This is a genomic window from Aminobacter anthyllidis (genome assembly GCF_018555685.1).
GTDB classification, from domain to species: domain Bacteria; phylum Pseudomonadota; class Alphaproteobacteria; order Rhizobiales; family Rhizobiaceae; genus Aminobacter; species Aminobacter anthyllidis.
The window spans coordinates 63,079-77,886 of record NZ_JAFLWW010000015.1 but is presented as its reverse complement, the minus strand read 5'-3'; the positions used below and the strand labels follow the sequence as shown (position 1 = coordinate 77,886).

The following is a 14,808-nucleotide window of genomic DNA, read 5'->3' as shown; positions in this document are numbered from 1 at the left end:
ATCTCCTCTCCCCACCGGGGAGAGGGTGGCCGAGCACAGCGGAGGCCGGGTGAGGGGGCCGACGCCAACGACAAGCAGCGGTGGGTCCTTTGAGCCTGATCAAGAAGTTCGCGACCGTTGCGTCGGGCACGCTGATGAGCCGGGTGCTGGGATTTGCGCGCGAGATGCTGATGGCGGCAGCGCTTGGCACCGGGCCGGTGGCCGATGCCTTCTATGCAGCGTTCCAGTTTCCCAACACCTTCCGCCGGCTGTTTGCCGAAGGCGCCTTCAACGCCGCCTTCGTGCCGCTGTTTGCCAAGGAGATCGAGGCCAACGGCGTCGAGGGTGCCAAGCGCTTTTCGGAAGAGGTGTTCGGCGTGCTGTTTTCGGCACTGCTGGTGCTGACGATCGCCATGGAACTGGCGATGCCGCTGATCGTGCGCTTCGTCGTGGCCCCCGGCTTCGCCGACAATCCCGAGAAGTACGACCTGACGGTGGCGCTGGCCACCATCATGTTCCCTTACCTCATCTGCATGTCGCTGGCGGCGATGATGAGCGGCATGCTCAATTCGCTGCGCCGCTATTTCGCCGCGGCAATCGCGCCGGTATTCCTCAACATCATCCTTGTCGGCGTGCTGGCCAACGCCTGGTATCGCGGCCATGACGGACTGACTGTCGGCTACGCGCTTGCCTGGGGCGTGCTGGCGGCCGGCCTGGTGCAGCTGATCATCGTCTGGATCGCGGTGCGCCATGCCGGCATTGCCATCGGCTTCCGCCGCCCCAAGCTGACGCCCAACGTCAAGCGGCTGCTGTGGCTGGCGCTGCCGGCGGCGATCACCGGCGGCATCACCCAGATCAACACGCTGATCGGCACGGCCATCGCGTCGGGCCAGGACAGCGCGGTATCGTCGCTGAACCTCGCCGACCGGGTCTACCAGTTGCCGCTCGGTGTTGTCGGCGTTGCCGTCGCCATCGTGCTGTTGCCCGAGCTGTCGCGGGCGCTGAAGTCCGGCAACCTCGTCGAGGCCGCCAACCTGCAGAACCGCTCGGTCGAGTTCACGCTGTTCCTGACCCTTCCGGCGGCGGCGGCACTGCTGGTCATTTCCGAGCCGATCGTGCGCGTGCTCTACGAGCGCGGCGCGTTCGCGGCCTCCAACAGCACGCCCGTGGTGTCGGCGATCCTTGCCATATTCGGCCTGGGCCTGCCGGCCTTCGTGCTGATCAAGGCGTTCACGCCCGGCTTCTTCGCCCGCGAGGACACCCGCACGCCGATGTATTTCGCCGCCATTTCGGTGGCCGTGAACATTTCGGTGGCACTGACGCTGTTTCCCTCCTGGGGTGCGCCGGGCATCGCCGCTGCATCCGCGGTCGCCGGCTGGGTCAATGCGGCAATGCTGCTTGGCACGCTGGTCTGGCGTGGTCACTGGGGTCGCGACGCCGCCCTGTTGAGACGCGTCCCGCGCCTTGTCGTCGCGTCGGCCATCATGGCAGGGGGACTTTGGTTCGCCACCCGCGAGGCCGAGCAGTGGCTCGGGTCGGCGGCACCGTTCTATACCCAGGCGACGGCACTCGCCGTGCTGGTGACGGGCGCGATGATCGTCTATTTCGGCGTTGCCTTCGGCATCGGCGGCGCGGATGCCGGCATGATCCGCCGCAACATCAAGCGCAATCGCGCCAACGCGACCCCCACCGCGGTCGAGCCCGACTGACAATTTGCTGTGTCATCTTGGCTGGTTTCTTAAGCTTTCGCGGGCGATAAGTTCGGCTGATGACATATTGACCTGTGAATGACTTCGGTCGTGCATAGTGCAGCGGAATGGGACCCGGCCCGATGCAACAAAGCATGAGGCTTCACTATATCGACTGGCTGCGGGTTTCAGCTTTTGCCATACTGATCCTGTATCATTCTTCGATCGCCTTCTTCCCCGACCTTTCGTGGCTGATCAGCAGTCCGGAACGGAGTGCGGAACTGTCGCTGGTGATGATGTTTCCGCGTGTCTGGCGGCTGGCACTGCTGTTTTTCGTTTCCGGCATGGGCACGTGGTTTGCCTTCCGCTCGGAAACCGGGCTCGCCTTCCTGCGCGGCCGCTTCACCAGGCTGTTTCTGCCGCTGATCTTTGCCATGTGCGTGATCATCGTGCCGCAGGTCTGGTACGAGCGCCTGCTCGACGGCAGCTTCGACGGCTCGCTGATGGAATTCTGGGTGCTGAATTACTTCACCGAAGGGCGCTACCCCACGGGCAATTTCTCCTGGGCGCATATGTGGTTCGTCGCCTACCTGCTGGTCATGACGGTGGCCTGCTATCCGGTCTTCCTGGCGCTCGTCAGCCCACGGATGCGGGCGATGACGGACCGGTTCGAGCGCACGGCGCGTTCGCCAGCGATCTATCTGCTCGTGCTTTTGCCGCTTGCGCTCAATCTCGCGCTGTCGCCGATCTTCCCGCGCCAGACCAACCTGCTCTACAATGACGGGGCCTGGTTTGCCGCCTATGCGAGCTGGTTCGGGCTCGGCTTCCTCATCGCCAGGCACCACCAGGCGGTGATCGGCGGGATCATCGGCAGGCGCTGGCTGAGTGCCGCCGTCGCAACGGTGCTCACCGCAATCCTCTACCGTTTTGCCTGGGTGGACGAGGTGCATGGCATCGGCGGCGCGCATGGCGGCATGAACGAGGTGCTGTACAAGACGCTGTCATTTACGCTGGCCTGGTGCGTGATCCTGACCGCTGTCGGTTTTGCCGCCCTTTACGTAAACCGTCCGAGCAAGTCGCTGGCCTGGCTCAACGCCAAGATCTTCCCGCTCTACATCGCCCACCAGACATTCGTCGTGATGGCGCTGTATTATGTGCTGCCGCTCGACATGCCATTGATGGCCAAGTACGCGCTTGTGGTGGCCGTCACCACCTTGGGGTCCCTGGTCTTCGCGGTCATCGCGGAACGCCTGCCCGCGCCCTACCGGACGCTGGTCGGGCTGGCGGACAAGAAGACGGCACAACCGGCACCAGCGACAAAGCGCCTTGTCGTGGCGCAGACGCCGGGGCTCGATCCATGGCAAGCGATCGCCACGCTAGCGGCGGAAAAGAGGCCAATCGCGAGGGCCGAGAACTAACCCAAGCGGCTTCACGGCCGAGCCTCGCATCTTCACAACAGCTATCTAATTCAGCATTGCCTTCTGTGGCGACGAGACAGATACAGGACAAAGACGGCGAGCCCCACATGTGGATTCGCGCGCCATGACATTGGAGGAACGTACTGTGGATATGTTGTCGCTTGAGGACTTCGTCGACGACAAGCCGTGGGGCGACGACGTCCCGTTCCTGGAGGACGTTCGCGTCGCCGATCAGATTGAGGGGGTGCGGCTCCAGCGGTTAGCCACGCGTGCCGACAAGCGTGGGGACCTCACAGTCCTTTTGTCGGCGTTGAAAGAACCCATCATGTCGCCGCCCCATGTCTATCTGGTGTCGGCAGAACCGAGGTCGATCAGGGCATGGGTCTACCACAAGCGGCAGTCCGATCGTCTCGCCTACACAAACGGTGACGTAAGGGTCGTTCTGTACGATCTGCGCACAGACAGCCCTACCTACCAGAAGCTCAACATTCTTGACGTTGGCGCGGCAAACAAGGTGCTCCTGACAATTCCACCCTTTGTGGTCCATGGTGTTCAGAACAGGGGTATGGCGGCGGCGACATTCGTGAACATGCCGACGAACGTCTATGATCCAGAAAACCCGGACAAATCGCGCGTCCGATACGACCACCCGGGTATCCCTTACAAATTCGACTGAGCATGCCAACATTTTCCGTCGTCATGGCCACCTACAATCGGGGAAGACACATCCTTCCGTCGATCCAATCCGTTCTGGCCCAAACCTTCCAGGACTTCGAGCTGCTCGTCGTTGGCGACTATTGCACTGACGACACGGTCAACGTCGTGGCGTCGGTCGCCTCGCCTAAGATCCGGTGGCTGAACCTGGCCGAGCGCGGCGGCAGCCAATCTTTCCCCAACAATGCCGGCATCCAAGCATCGCGCGGTCGTTACATTGCCTATCTCGGCCATGACGACATCTGGGCACCTGACCACCTCGACGGGCTCGCAGCTTTGTTCAGGGGAGAGCCGCGACTGGATTTCGCAGTCAGCGGAACTCTTTTCCACGGGCCGCGCGCCAGCAACTTCCGCCTTGTGACTGGCATGTTCTCCGACAGCCGTGCTGCATTCGAGCATTTCTTCCCACCCTCCAGTTTTGGCCATCGGCGCGATGTGACGGACCGCATCGGGCCATGGCTGGATCCGCGCAAGATCGCTCCGCCCGTCGATGCCGAGTTTCTGATGCGAGCAGCGAATGCCGGCATGATGTTTGCTTCAACGCGGCGGATAGGTGTCCACAAGTTTGCCGCGGGCCACCGGTACCTGAGTTATCTTAGGCACACATCGGACGAGCAGGAACGGATGGCTCAGCGGATGCTGCGTCCAGGATTTGAAGGCTATCTGGCCGCCGAACTCGCCAGAGCCAAAGCCGACAATGCATTCATGACCACCACCCACCCCGACTACTCACACTACGAAGCTGGTGAGCTTGCCGCGCGCAACGCCAGCAACAAAGGGATCGTGCGACCGCCGTTGCTCGAACTCAGGCAACCCGAAGTTATCGTCCAGGACAATGTATCGAAAGCACTGGATTGGTGCCCATTGGAGCCTGGCGATACAAAGCTGCGATGGGCTGGCTGCAATCCCCGTCCGAAACTGCTCGTGCCGTTCAAGTACCCGGGTCGGACAGAAATCCGTCTGTCTATCTGGCATCCTGTGGCTGAAGGGCTGGATCGCTTGACACTTGCGGTAAACGGCCAACCTGCAACCGCACGGATTTCGACGCCACGCAAGGCGGGCGATCTTTGGAACGCGACGGCGACGATACAAGCCCAATTGCTGGCGGACGACCATACTGTCTTGCAATTGCACTTGAGCAAGTTACAGAGGCTTGCCAGGAACCGGCCAGGGCTCGGCGTTGCCGACATCAGCGTTGTGCCATTGGGGTGGCGGCGCGTCACCAACCGCCTCGCACAGCTGTTTGCCTCGATTTGCCCAGCGCGCCGACCCTCTTGATAGCAAAGGCGCCATCGTCCATAAGCGCCACTCGAATTTCGCCGCGCGCGAAACGGCCCTCCACAAGCCACGGGATCCATCATGACCGCCTTCAAACCGCTCATCTTCTCCGGCGTCCAGCCGACCGGCAATCTCCACCTCGGCAACTATCTCGGTGCCATCCGCAAGTTTGTCGCGCTGCAGGACACCAACGAATGCATCTATTGCGTCGTCGACCTGCACTCGCTGACCGCCCAGCTCGTCCATGACGACCTGCAGAGCCAGACGCGCTCGATCACCGCGGCGTTCCTGGCTTCCGGCATCGATCCCAAGAAGCACATCGTCTTCAACCAGGCCCGCGTGCTGCAGCATGCCGAGCTGGCATGGATCTTCAATTGCGTGGCGCGCATCGGCTGGATGAACCGGATGACGCAGTTCAAGGACAAGGCCGGCAAGGACCGCGAGAACGCCTCGCTGGGGCTGCTTGCCTATCCGAGCCTGATGGCTGCCGACATCCTGCTTTACCGCGCCACCCACGTGCCCGTCGGCGAAGACCAGAAGCAGCATCTGGAGCTGACCCGCGACATCGCCCAGAAGTTCAACAACGACTTCTCGGCCCGCATCGCCGACCTCGGCATCGGCGTCGAGATGCAGGTGGGCGAAGAGACGGTCAACGGCTACTTCCCGATCACCGAGCCGATCATCGGCGGGCCTGCGGCGCGCATCATGTCGCTGCGCGACGGTTCGAAGAAGATGTCGAAGTCGGACCCGTCCGACCTGTCGCGCATCAACCTGACCGACGATGCCGATACGATCTCGAAGAAGATCCGCAAGGCCAAGACCGATCCGGCGCCGCTGCCGAGCGAGCTCGACGAGCTCAAGGAACGCCCGGAGGCGGAAAACCTCGTCGGCATCTATGCCGGCCTGGCCGACACGACCAAGGAAGAGGTGCTGCGCCAGTTTGCCGGCCAGCAGTTCTCGGTGTTCAAGCCGGCACTTGCCGATCTCGCGGTCGAGAAGCTGGCGCCGATCGCCAGCGAGATGCGCCGCCTGATGGCCGATCCCGGTCATATCGACGCCGTGCTGCGCGACGGCGGCGACCGCGCCCGTGCCATCGCCGAAACGACGATGAAGGACGTGCGCGATATCGTCGGCCTGCTCGGCGACTGACAGCAGCATCAGTGCTGGCTGCTTGCGGGCAGCCGGCGCCGGTGGCAGATTGCCGATCGAAACGTGGCGCAGCAAGGTAGCACATGGTCTCCAAACGCCTCAGCAAGGAAGCCGGCCACCGGCGCAAGTTCCTGGCAATCATCGACGACACGCCGGAATGCGAGCGTGCGGTCGCCTACGCCTCAAAGCGCGCCAAGAGCACGAGCGGCGTGCTGGTGCTGCTCTATGTCATCGAACCGGACGACTTCCAGCACTGGCTGGGCGTCGAAAAGATCATGCGCGAGGAAGCGACCGCCACTGCCAACGCCGCCCTCGACGGGCATGCCGCGAAGGTGCGCGAGAACCTCGGCATCGAGCCGGAACTCGTGGTGCGCGAAGGCCGCCCGGCCGACGAGATCCACAAGCTGATTGAAGACGACCAGGATATCGCTATCCTGGTGCTGGCGGCAGGTGCCGGCAAGGAAGGCCCCGGGCCGCTTGTCGCCTCGATCGCCGGCAAGGGTGCCGCTTTCCCGATCCCGGTGACGGTGGTGCCGCAGAACCTGTCCGACGAGGACATCGACAGCCTGGCCTGATAGAGGCCTTGGCCCAATGGATCGGGCGCAACATATTGGCGCGGAGGCGCGCCAGCGGCTTGAATGTCGGCCGTGTAAAGCCTAATTAGAACTATTCCAAACTGAGATCCCGCGCGCGCGGGCACGGAGACACGTCCATGTTCATCCAGACCGAAGCGACCCCCAATCCGGCGACGCTGAAGTTCCTCCCGGGCAAGGAAGTCCTGCTCGAAGGCACGGCCGATTTCCGCGATGCCGACAGCGCGCGTGCGGCTTCGCCGCTTGCCGGCCGGTTGTTCGACATTCCCGGCGTCACTGGCGTGTTCTTCGGCTACGACTTCATCACCGTGACCAAGGACGGCCCGGACTGGCAGCATCTCAAGCCGGCGATCCTCGGCTCGATCATGGAGCATTTCATGTCGGGCGTTCCGGTCATGGCCGGCCAGGCCGCCGGCGGCGGCGGTCATCATGACGACCAGAACGAATTCTTCGACAAGGCCGATGCCGAGATCGTGGTGACGATCAAGGAACTGCTCGACACGCGCGTGCGCCCGGCCGTTGCCCAGGACGGCGGCGACATCACCTTCCGCGGCTACGAGAACGGCACGGTGTTCCTGCACATGAAGGGCGCCTGCGCCGGCTGCCCGTCGTCGACCGCGACGCTGAAGCACGGCATCCAGAACCTGCTCCGCCATTTCGTGCCTGAAGTGCAGCAGGTGGAACAGATTTCCTGAGACCCCGGAATTCTCGAAGCGGTCTCAAACTTCTGATCGACAAAACAAAAAACCGGGCCAAAGAGCCCGGTTTTTCATTTTGGACGTCCGTGTTGCCTGGACGGTCCGCAGCTATTTCACGATGACCTTGGCGCCGACTTCGACGCGGTTGTAGAGGTCGATGATGTCCTGGTTCATCAGGCGGATACAGCCCGACGACATGGCCTTGCCGATGGAGCTCCACTCCGGTGTGCCATGCAGGCGGTAACCGGAGTCGCCACCCTTGTTGAAGAGGTAGAGGGCGCGGGCGCCGAGCGCGTTCTTGGGGCCGCCGGGCATGCCGCCCGACCACTTGGCGAGCTCGGGCTGGCGCCTGATCATCGCGGGCGGCGGCGTCCACACCGGCCATTCGCGCTTGACCGCGATGCGCGCCGTGCCCTGCCACTCGAAGCCCTCGCGGCCGACGCCGATGCCGTAGCGCACCGCCTTGCCATCGGGCTGGACGAGGTAGAGGAACTTCTGCCCGGTATCGACGACGATGGTGCCGGGCTGCTCGTCGGTCTCGTAGCGCACGATCTGGCGATGGAACTGGCGCGGAACCTTGCTGATCGGGATCGTCGGCAGCTGGTAGCCGGCATCGACGCGGCCGCCGTAATCGTTGGAGAACATGCGCGACACGCCGTCGGTCGAACAGCCCGCCAGTGCGGTGGTCAGCGCCAGGGCGGCGACAATGGCAAGAGACTTCAATCGCATGTAGGGGTTCCCAAGCAAGAGCGCATCCGGACCGATTCGGCCTCATTTTTGCCACCATTCTTACCGGGCAGGCGTTTTGCTTGCCAAGCCTTGCATGCCCGTTAAGCCTCGTCCGGGTTAACGTAAGGGACAGGTTATGACATTTCGGCAACACGCATCACGGGAAAATCCAACAGATTCAACGACAGGCAGCAATGATGCAACCTGAAGCTACTTACGGATGCCTGGCGGGAGCGTGTCTGGAATAATCCAGCAGGCGGGTTCAAAACGTGAACAAATGATGCGATGATTGGTCCATGCCGATCATTTCACCTGTCATATACAACCCTCTCATCGATGGTCGCCAGTCCGAGCGGGCGATGCTGGTACGCCGCGGCGTGCAGCGCCTGCTGATGCAGATGGGCGCCCATGTGCTGCCAGAGATTTCGCTGGCGACGGGCCGCCGCGCCGACCTCGTGGCGCTGACCCGCCAGGGCGACATCTGGATCATCGAGGTCAAGTCGTCGATCGAGGATTTCCGTGTCGACCGCAAATGGCCCGACTACCGTCTGCATTCCGACCGCTTCTTCTTTGCCACCCATCCCGAGGTGCCGGCCGAGATTTTCCCCAAGGAGTGCGGCTTCATCCTGTCGGACGGCTATGGCGCGGAGATCATGCGCGACGCGCCGGAACACCGCATGGCGGCGGCGACGCGCAAGGCGCTGATGCTGCGCATTGCACGCGCCGGTGCGGCCCGCCTGCTTGCTGCGGAACTGGCAGGGGTGTCGGTGCCGGCGCTGGAGGGTGAAAGCGAATAGGGAATAGGGAATAGGGAATAGGGAATAGCAGAACGAGAAACGGCGCCCGAAGATCAAGCGCCGCCCACTATTCGCTACTCACTACTCGCTCTATCTCGGCGCCCGCTTGGCGAGGATACGCTGCAAGGTGCGGCGGTGCATGTTGAGCCGGCGTGCGGTTTCAGAGACGTTGCGCTCGCACATCTCGTAGACGCGCTGGATATGCTCCCAGCGGACACGATCGGCCGACATCGGATTTTCGGGCGGGGCGGCACGCTCTCCGGAGGAATTGGTGAGCGCGGCATAGACGTCATCGGCATCGGCCGGCTTGGACAGGTAGTCGATGGCGCCGAGCTTTACAGCGGTGACGGCGGTGGCGATGTTGCCGTAGCCAGTGAGGATGACCGTGCGGGTGTCTTCGCGGCGTTCGCGGATGGCCGAGACCACGTCGAGGCCGTTACCATCGCCAAGACGCATATCGACGACCGCGTAAGCAGGCGGATTGGCGCGTACCTTGGAAACTGCTTCCTCAACGCTCTCGGCGGTGTCGACGGCAAAGCCGCGGCTTTCCATGGCGCGGGCCAGACGTGTCAGAAAGGGCTTGTCGTCATCGACGAGCAGCAATGAGTGGTCTTCGCCCGGCAGCCCGCCTGCAATGTCCTGGGTGGTCATCGCCTTTGATCCTTTTTGTCGTTGATCCCAGTCGTTCTTATAGTTTTTCCATGCAGATATAGGTGCAAAGCCGCGATGTCCAATGGCTGGGCGTATCCAGCAACCATCGGCAACAGGTTCGCGGACAGGACCCTGGCCGGATTCGACGTTTGGCGAAGCCTTCCAGACGTCACCTTCATGCCGTGTCGAACATCGTCGAGCCGGCAGGCAGCCGGCTGAGGAAGGCCGCGCGCGGCCAGGAGATTTCGACGACGGCGCCCTCGCCCGGTCCGCTCGAATTGGTGAAGCGGATTTCGGCGCCCGAACGCTCGAGCAAGGTCTTGGCGATGAACAGGCCGAGCCCCAGGCCGCCGCCGGGTTCGGCACCCTGGCGGGTCGACATATAGGGCTCGCCGATGCGATCGATGATGTCGGGCGGAAAGCCGGGGCCGTCGTCGAGGATGCTGAAGCTGACATCCTCGTCGTCCCAGCTCCAGCGGATTGTCACGCGGCTGCGGGCGAAATCGACGGCGTTCTCGACAAGATTGCCGAGGCCGTAGATGACGCCCGGGTTGCGATGGCCGACCGGCTCGGGGCCGATGCGCTCGCCGGGATCGAGCTTGATCGAGATGCCGAAGTCGCGATGCGGGGCAATGACCTCCTCGACCAGCGAGGTCAGCGGCAGGCGGGCAAGGTGTTCCTCACCTTCCGACGACAGGCTGGTGAGGCGCTTCAGGATCTCGCGGCAACGCTCGCTCTGGCTGCGCAGCAGGATGACGTCCTCGCCATATTTGGGATCGTTGCCGAGCGCACGCTCCATTTCCTTGGCGACAAGCGTGATGGTGGCAAGCGGCGTGCCGAGCTCATGGGCGGCGGCGGCGGCGAGGCCATCGAGGGCCGACAGGTGCTGCTCGCGCTGCAGTACCAGTTCGGTGGCGGCAAGCGCGTTGGCGAGCAGGCGCGCCTCGTCGGCGACGCGGAAGGCATACATGGCGGTGAAGGCGATCGAACAGCACACCGCGATCCAGATGCCCGAGGTGTAGATGAAGGGCATGGCCAGGACGATGCCGTCGTACCAGGGCAGCGGCAAATGGAAGAAGGCGAGCAGGCTGACCATGACGATGACCAGCACCGCCAGCATGGCGGTCAGCCGCAGCGGCAACGACGTCGCCGAGATGACGACGGGCACCGTCATCAGCAGCGAGAACGGATTGGTCAGCCCGCCGGTCATGAACAGCAGGCCGGCAAGCTGCAGGCTGTCGAAGGTGAGGATGCCGAAGGCGGCGAACGGATTGAGCCGGTGCGTTGCCGGATAGCGGAAGGCGAGAAACAGGTTGAGCCAGGCGGAGCTGGCGATCAGCGCGAAACACAGGCTGACCGGCAGCGGGAATTCGAGCCAATAGGCGACCACGACGACGGTGAAGCTCTGGCCGACGATGGCGAGCCAGCGCAGGCGGATCAGCGTGTTGAGCCTGAGCCTGTGGCTTTGCTGGAGGTCGGGGGCGCGCATCAGTGAGTTCATGCCAGCTATATGCGCTGCAAGGCGCGCCCGCGCCAAGCCCCTATCGCGTCAGGTGCCGCGCGGCTTCGCGCGGGCGGTTGCCTGGGCTTCCAGCGGATTGTCGGGCCAGACATGCCTGGGGTAGCGGCCACGCATGTCGGAGCGCACGTCGGCCCATGAGCCGCGCCAGAAACCAGGCAGGTCGCGCGTCGTCTGGATCGGACGATGCGCCGGCGAGAGCAGTTCGAGCGTGAGCGGCACCGTGCCTTTGGCGATCGACGGGTGCTTGTCCATGCCGAACAGTTCCTGCACACGTACCGCCAGTACCGGCCACTCGCCATCATAGCGGATCGGCACATGGCTGCCGGACGGGGCGCTGAAATGGGTCGGCGCGAGCGAGCCGATCTTGCGCTGCAGCTCGTGCGGCACCAGCGACATCAGGCCATCGTGCACCGTGCCCGCGCCGATGCGCGCGAACGACGCCTCGCCGCGCAGGAAGGGCAGCAGCCAGTCGTCAAGGCGATCAAGCAGGGCCTGGTCGGACATGTCGGGCCAGGGATCGCCGAGGCCACGATGCAGCCAGGACAGGCGCTGGCGCAAGGTTTCGGCCTCCTTGCCCCAGTCGAGCACGTCGAGGCCGTGGGCGCGCAAGGCTTGCAAGATGGCGCGGTCGGCTTCTTCGCCCTTGGGTGCCGGCAGCATGCGTTCGGACAGGGTGACCGCGCCGATGCGGACGGTCTCGCGCACCCGCACCGAGCGCTTGTCCTTGTCGAAGCTGGCTTCGGTCTTGCGCTCCAGATGGCTCGCCAGAACATCTCGAATGTCGGCCTCGCTCACCGCCGCGGCGGATGAGATGCGCGCGTTCTGGGCCTTGCCCTGCAGGTCGGCGACGACGAGGTACTGCTCGCCGGCGAGTGGATCGGCGGCGTCGACAGCCGCACCGCTGCCGTTGGCCAGCACGAAGCGGCCGCGCTCGCCGCGCGCCTTGGCGACACGGTCGGGCCAGGCGAGGAGAAGGAGCGCGCCTATGCCTTCACCCTCCCCCCTGTGGGGAGGGTCGACCCGCAGGTCCGGGTTGGGGATAGACTTTCCGCCCTCACTCCCACCCCGCCCCGCTTCGCGGGTCGACCCTCCCCACAAGGGGGAGGGTAACGCCTGCCGCGCCAATCTCTCCGCCAGTTGCCGGGCGGCGTTGGCGCGGGGCGAGCGCTCGGAACGGAAGCGCTGCAGGCGGCGTTCGAGGTCGGCGCTGTCGCCGCCCAGACCGCGCTCGGTCATCAGGACGGCGAGTTGTGCCGCCTCAAGGGCCGCACCGTGCTGCACCGCCTCGGCGACCATGTGGGCGAGACGGACGGGCAAGGCCAGCTTGCGCATCGCCTGGCCGGATGGAGTCAGGCGGCCGTCGGCGTCGATGGCGTCGAGTTCGACGAGAAGTGCCTTCGCCTCGGCCAATGCCGGCGCCGGCGGCGAGTCGAGGAAGGCAAGGGTTGCCGGATCGGCGACACCGAAGGCGGCGCAGTCGAGCAGGAAGCCGGACAGGTCGGCCTCAAGGATCTCGGGCGGCGAGAAGGCGGGCAGTGCGGCGGTCTGTTCGGCGCGCCACAGGCGGATGGCAATGCCCGGACAGGTGCGGCCGGCGCGTCCGGCGCGCTGGTCGGCGGCCGCGCGCGAGGCACGCACGGTTTCCAACCGGGTCAATCCGCTCGCCGGCTCGTATTTCGGCAGGCGCGACAGGCCGGAATCGATGACGACGCGGACGCCGTCGATGGTGATCGAGGTCTCGGCTATTGCGGTCGCCAGCACGACCTTGCGGCGGCCTGCCGGCGCGGGCTTGATCGCCGCGTCCTGGGCCTTGCCGTCGAGCATGCCGTAAAGCGGCACGACGTCGACATCCGCGGCGACGCGGCCTTGCAGGCGTTCGGCGGTGCGCTCGATCTCGCGCTGGCCGGGCAGGAAGGCAAGCACGCTGCCCGGCTCGTCGGCGAGCGCATCGCGGATCGCCTTGGCCATGGCGTCCTCGATCGGCACGCCGGCCGGCCGCTCGTCATAACGGACATCGACCGGGAAGCTGCGGCCCTGGCTTTCGATCACCGCGGCACCATCGAGCAGCCTTGAAACGCGAGCACCGTCGAGCGTCGCCGACATGACGATGAGCCGGAGATCGGGACGCAACGCGCCCTGCACGTCGAGCGCCAAGGCGAGGCCGAAATCGCCATCGAGCGAGCGCTCGTGAAACTCGTCGAACAACACGGCGGCGACACCGGGAAGCTCCGGATCGTCGAGGATCATGCGGGCGAGCACGCCCTCGGTAACGACGAGGATTTTTGTCCGCGCGCTGACCTTGTTTTCCATGCGCATGGCGTAGCCGACGACACCACCGGGCTCCTCGCCGAGCAGCGAGGCCATGCGCCGGGCGGCGGCGCGGGCGGCAAGCCGGCGCGGCTCGAGCAGGATGATCTTGCCGTCTCCGCGCCACGGCGCGTCGAGCAGCGCCAGCGGCACCAGCGTGGTCTTGCCGGCGCCGGGCGGCGCGACGAGCACGGCGCTGTTGCCGGCCGACAGGGCGTCGGCAAGTTGCGGCAGGACCGCCGTCACCGGCAGGTCGGGGAGCTTGATCATCGGCAATCGTTCCGGCCTTTTTGCGCCGCGTGGGCGGTGAGCCGGCAATATCAGCGGAAGCGGGCACGAGGCAACACGGTCGAGGCCGGAAGCGCGGGTGCCCGCAGCAACAACGACTGCGGCGCGGACGTTGCTGCCAAAGCTTGCCGCACATTCTTACGGTCCGTCGCGAGGATTGATCGGGACGGTGGCCGGCAGCCCTTTCCCCGCCCGAAACGAGGCTCATGTGACGATTAGCTGACATTTTTGCGACAGGAGAGGGTCCATGGCGCAGGTTACCGGCACGGCGACGCATGACGCTCCGGCGAACGTGGAGCAGCGTGACCGGTCCTGGTTGCTGGCATGCGCGATATCAGTGGTGGGTGCGGTTACTGTCACTGCTGCGCTCGCGGCTGTTTTCGCGCCCGGCATCCGCTCGCTGCTGCTGCAGGAGGACGGCATCATCGAGATGGGCACCGTGCTCTTCCTGGCGGCGGCGGTGATTGGAGCGGGCGCCGCGACAGTCTTTTGGGGGCCGCGCCTGCCGCTGGCATTGGCGGGGCTGATCGGGCTTGCCGAACTGCTCGACGAGACCAGCTTCGGATCGCGCCTGTTCGGGTTCGAGCCGCTGCCGCTTCATGGCGGCGGGCAGCTCGACGGATTCCACGACCTGCTGATCCTGGCATTTCGGATGCTGCAGGGCGTCAGCCAAAATCTCGCCTGGCTGCTGGTCGGCCTCATGCTGGTGCTGTCGGCCGGGCTTGTCCTGTTTGCGCTGCGCCAGACCGCGCGGAACATGGCGGGGTCAACGACATGGCTCTCCGGCCACGTGCTGCTGTTACTGCATGTCGGCCTGATCGGCCTGGCGCAGGTCATCGACATCGCAGCATCGTCGCGCGTGCTCGCCGCTGTCGAGGAGGTGCTTGAGCTCAACGCCGCGATGTTGCTGGCGTTTTATGTGGTGCAGGTGGGGTGGTTGGAATTCGCTCAAGGCATTTGGGCAAGGAAGGCGCTCTGAAACGCCCCCTCTCCGTCA

General features: G+C 64.6%; 13 protein-coding genes. 9 read left to right on the top strand and 4 right to left on the bottom strand.

The window, feature by feature from the left end; translation table 11 throughout:
* Positions 1–89: 89 nt before the first annotated feature.
* From murJ to J1C56_RS30945, 7 genes are all read left to right on the top strand, one after another.
* Positions 90–1,688: a murein biosynthesis integral membrane protein MurJ gene (gene murJ / locus J1C56_RS30975; RefSeq protein ID WP_214393756.1), complete on the top strand. Its 1,599-nt coding sequence runs from the start codon at positions 90–92 to the stop codon at positions 1,686–1,688.
* A 134-nt stretch (positions 1,689–1,822) separates the two neighbouring features.
* Positions 1,823–3,085, top strand: a complete 1,263-nt coding sequence (locus J1C56_RS30970) for an acyltransferase family protein (RefSeq protein ID WP_246592183.1) — start codon at positions 1,823–1,825, stop codon at positions 3,083–3,085.
* Between the two features lie 124 nt (positions 3,086–3,209).
* Positions 3,210–3,761, top strand: coding sequence for a dTDP-4-dehydrorhamnose 3,5-epimerase family protein (locus tag J1C56_RS30965; RefSeq protein ID WP_246592180.1), 552 nt, complete (start codon positions 3,210–3,212; stop codon positions 3,759–3,761).
* A gap of 2 nt (positions 3,762–3,763) precedes the next feature.
* Complete coding sequence (locus J1C56_RS30960) at positions 3,764–5,077, top strand: glycosyltransferase family 2 protein (protein WP_214393754.1); 1,314 nt, start codon at positions 3,764–3,766, stop codon at positions 5,075–5,077.
* A gap of 81 nt (positions 5,078–5,158) precedes the next feature.
* Positions 5,159–6,226 (top strand): tryptophan--tRNA ligase, encoded by a 1,068-nt coding sequence (gene trpS / locus J1C56_RS30955; protein ID WP_214393753.1) that lies wholly within the window; start codon positions 5,159–5,161, stop codon positions 6,224–6,226.
* A gap of 83 nt (positions 6,227–6,309) precedes the next feature.
* On the top strand, positions 6,310–6,801 hold the full coding sequence (locus J1C56_RS30950) for a universal stress protein (protein ID WP_214393752.1): 492 nt from the start codon (positions 6,310–6,312) through the stop codon (positions 6,799–6,801).
* Between the two features lie 137 nt (positions 6,802–6,938).
* Positions 6,939–7,514, top strand: coding sequence for a NifU family protein (locus J1C56_RS30945; protein WP_214393751.1), 576 nt, complete (start codon positions 6,939–6,941; stop codon positions 7,512–7,514).
* Positions 7,515–7,625: 111 nt separating this feature from the next.
* Here J1C56_RS30945 and J1C56_RS30940 read toward each other — a convergent pair whose 3' ends face one another.
* On the bottom strand, positions 7,626–8,246 hold the full coding sequence (locus J1C56_RS30940; RefSeq protein ID WP_214393750.1) for a L,D-transpeptidase: 621 nt from the start codon (positions 8,244–8,246) through the stop codon (positions 7,626–7,628).
* A gap of 296 nt (positions 8,247–8,542) precedes the next feature.
* Between J1C56_RS30940 and J1C56_RS30935 the strand changes: the two genes are divergently transcribed.
* The gene (locus J1C56_RS30935) at positions 8,543–9,043 is read left to right on the top strand and encodes an MmcB family DNA repair protein (RefSeq protein ID WP_214393749.1); all 501 of its coding nucleotides are present in this window, start codon (positions 8,543–8,545) and stop codon (positions 9,041–9,043) included.
* A 90-nt stretch (positions 9,044–9,133) separates the two neighbouring features.
* On the opposite strand, the gene J1C56_RS30930 is transcribed toward J1C56_RS30935, so the two are convergent.
* The 3 genes from J1C56_RS30930 to hrpB form a co-directional block, all read right to left on the bottom strand.
* Positions 9,134–9,694 (bottom strand): ActR/PrrA/RegA family redox response regulator transcription factor, encoded by a 561-nt coding sequence (locus tag J1C56_RS30930; RefSeq protein ID WP_214393748.1) that lies wholly within the window; start codon positions 9,692–9,694, stop codon positions 9,134–9,136.
* Between the two features lie 175 nt (positions 9,695–9,869).
* On the bottom strand, positions 9,870–11,195 hold the full coding sequence (locus J1C56_RS30925) for an ActS/PrrB/RegB family redox-sensitive histidine kinase (RefSeq protein ID WP_214393747.1): 1,326 nt from the start codon (positions 11,193–11,195) through the stop codon (positions 9,870–9,872).
* Between the two features lie 48 nt (positions 11,196–11,243).
* Positions 11,244–13,793, bottom strand: a complete 2,550-nt coding sequence (hrpB, locus tag J1C56_RS30920; protein ID WP_214393746.1) for an ATP-dependent helicase HrpB — start codon at positions 13,791–13,793, stop codon at positions 11,244–11,246.
* Positions 13,794–14,058: 265 nt separating this feature from the next.
* On the opposite strand from hrpB, the gene J1C56_RS30915 reads away from it, so the two are divergent.
* Positions 14,059–14,790 (top strand): hypothetical protein, encoded by a 732-nt coding sequence (locus J1C56_RS30915; RefSeq protein WP_214393745.1) that lies wholly within the window; start codon positions 14,059–14,061, stop codon positions 14,788–14,790.
* Positions 14,791–14,808: the final 18 nt, after the last annotated feature.

What these genes read in the sequence shown, in the direction of transcription:
- hrpB (WP_214393746.1), bottom strand. Translation starts at nt 13,793, where the DNA reads ATGATCAAGCTCCCCGACCTGCCGGTGACGGCGGTCCTGCCGCAACTT.
- J1C56_RS30930 (WP_214393748.1), bottom strand. Translation starts at nt 9,694, where the DNA reads ATGACCACCCAGGACATTGCAGGCGGGCTGCCGGGCGAAGACCACTCA.
- J1C56_RS30960 (WP_214393754.1), top strand. Translation starts at nt 3,764, where the DNA reads ATGCCAACATTTTCCGTCGTCATGGCCACCTACAATCGGGGAAGACAC.
- J1C56_RS30925 (WP_214393747.1), bottom strand. Translation starts at nt 11,195, where the DNA reads ATGAACTCACTGATGCGCGCCCCCGACCTCCAGCAAAGCCACAGGCTC.
- J1C56_RS30965 (WP_246592180.1), top strand. Translation starts at nt 3,210, where the DNA reads ATGACATTGGAGGAACGTACTGTGGATATGTTGTCGCTTGAGGACTTC.
- trpS (WP_214393753.1), top strand. Translation starts at nt 5,159, where the DNA reads ATGACCGCCTTCAAACCGCTCATCTTCTCCGGCGTCCAGCCGACCGGC.
- J1C56_RS30950 (WP_214393752.1), top strand. Translation starts at nt 6,310, where the DNA reads ATGGTCTCCAAACGCCTCAGCAAGGAAGCCGGCCACCGGCGCAAGTTC.
- J1C56_RS30970 (WP_246592183.1), top strand. Translation starts at nt 1,823, where the DNA reads ATGAGGCTTCACTATATCGACTGGCTGCGGGTTTCAGCTTTTGCCATA.
- J1C56_RS30940 (WP_214393750.1), bottom strand. Translation starts at nt 8,246, where the DNA reads ATGCGATTGAAGTCTCTTGCCATTGTCGCCGCCCTGGCGCTGACCACC.
- J1C56_RS30935 (WP_214393749.1), top strand. Translation starts at nt 8,543, where the DNA reads ATGCCGATCATTTCACCTGTCATATACAACCCTCTCATCGATGGTCGC.
- J1C56_RS30945 (WP_214393751.1), top strand. Translation starts at nt 6,939, where the DNA reads ATGTTCATCCAGACCGAAGCGACCCCCAATCCGGCGACGCTGAAGTTC.
- J1C56_RS30915 (WP_214393745.1), top strand. Translation starts at nt 14,059, where the DNA reads ATGGCGCAGGTTACCGGCACGGCGACGCATGACGCTCCGGCGAACGTG.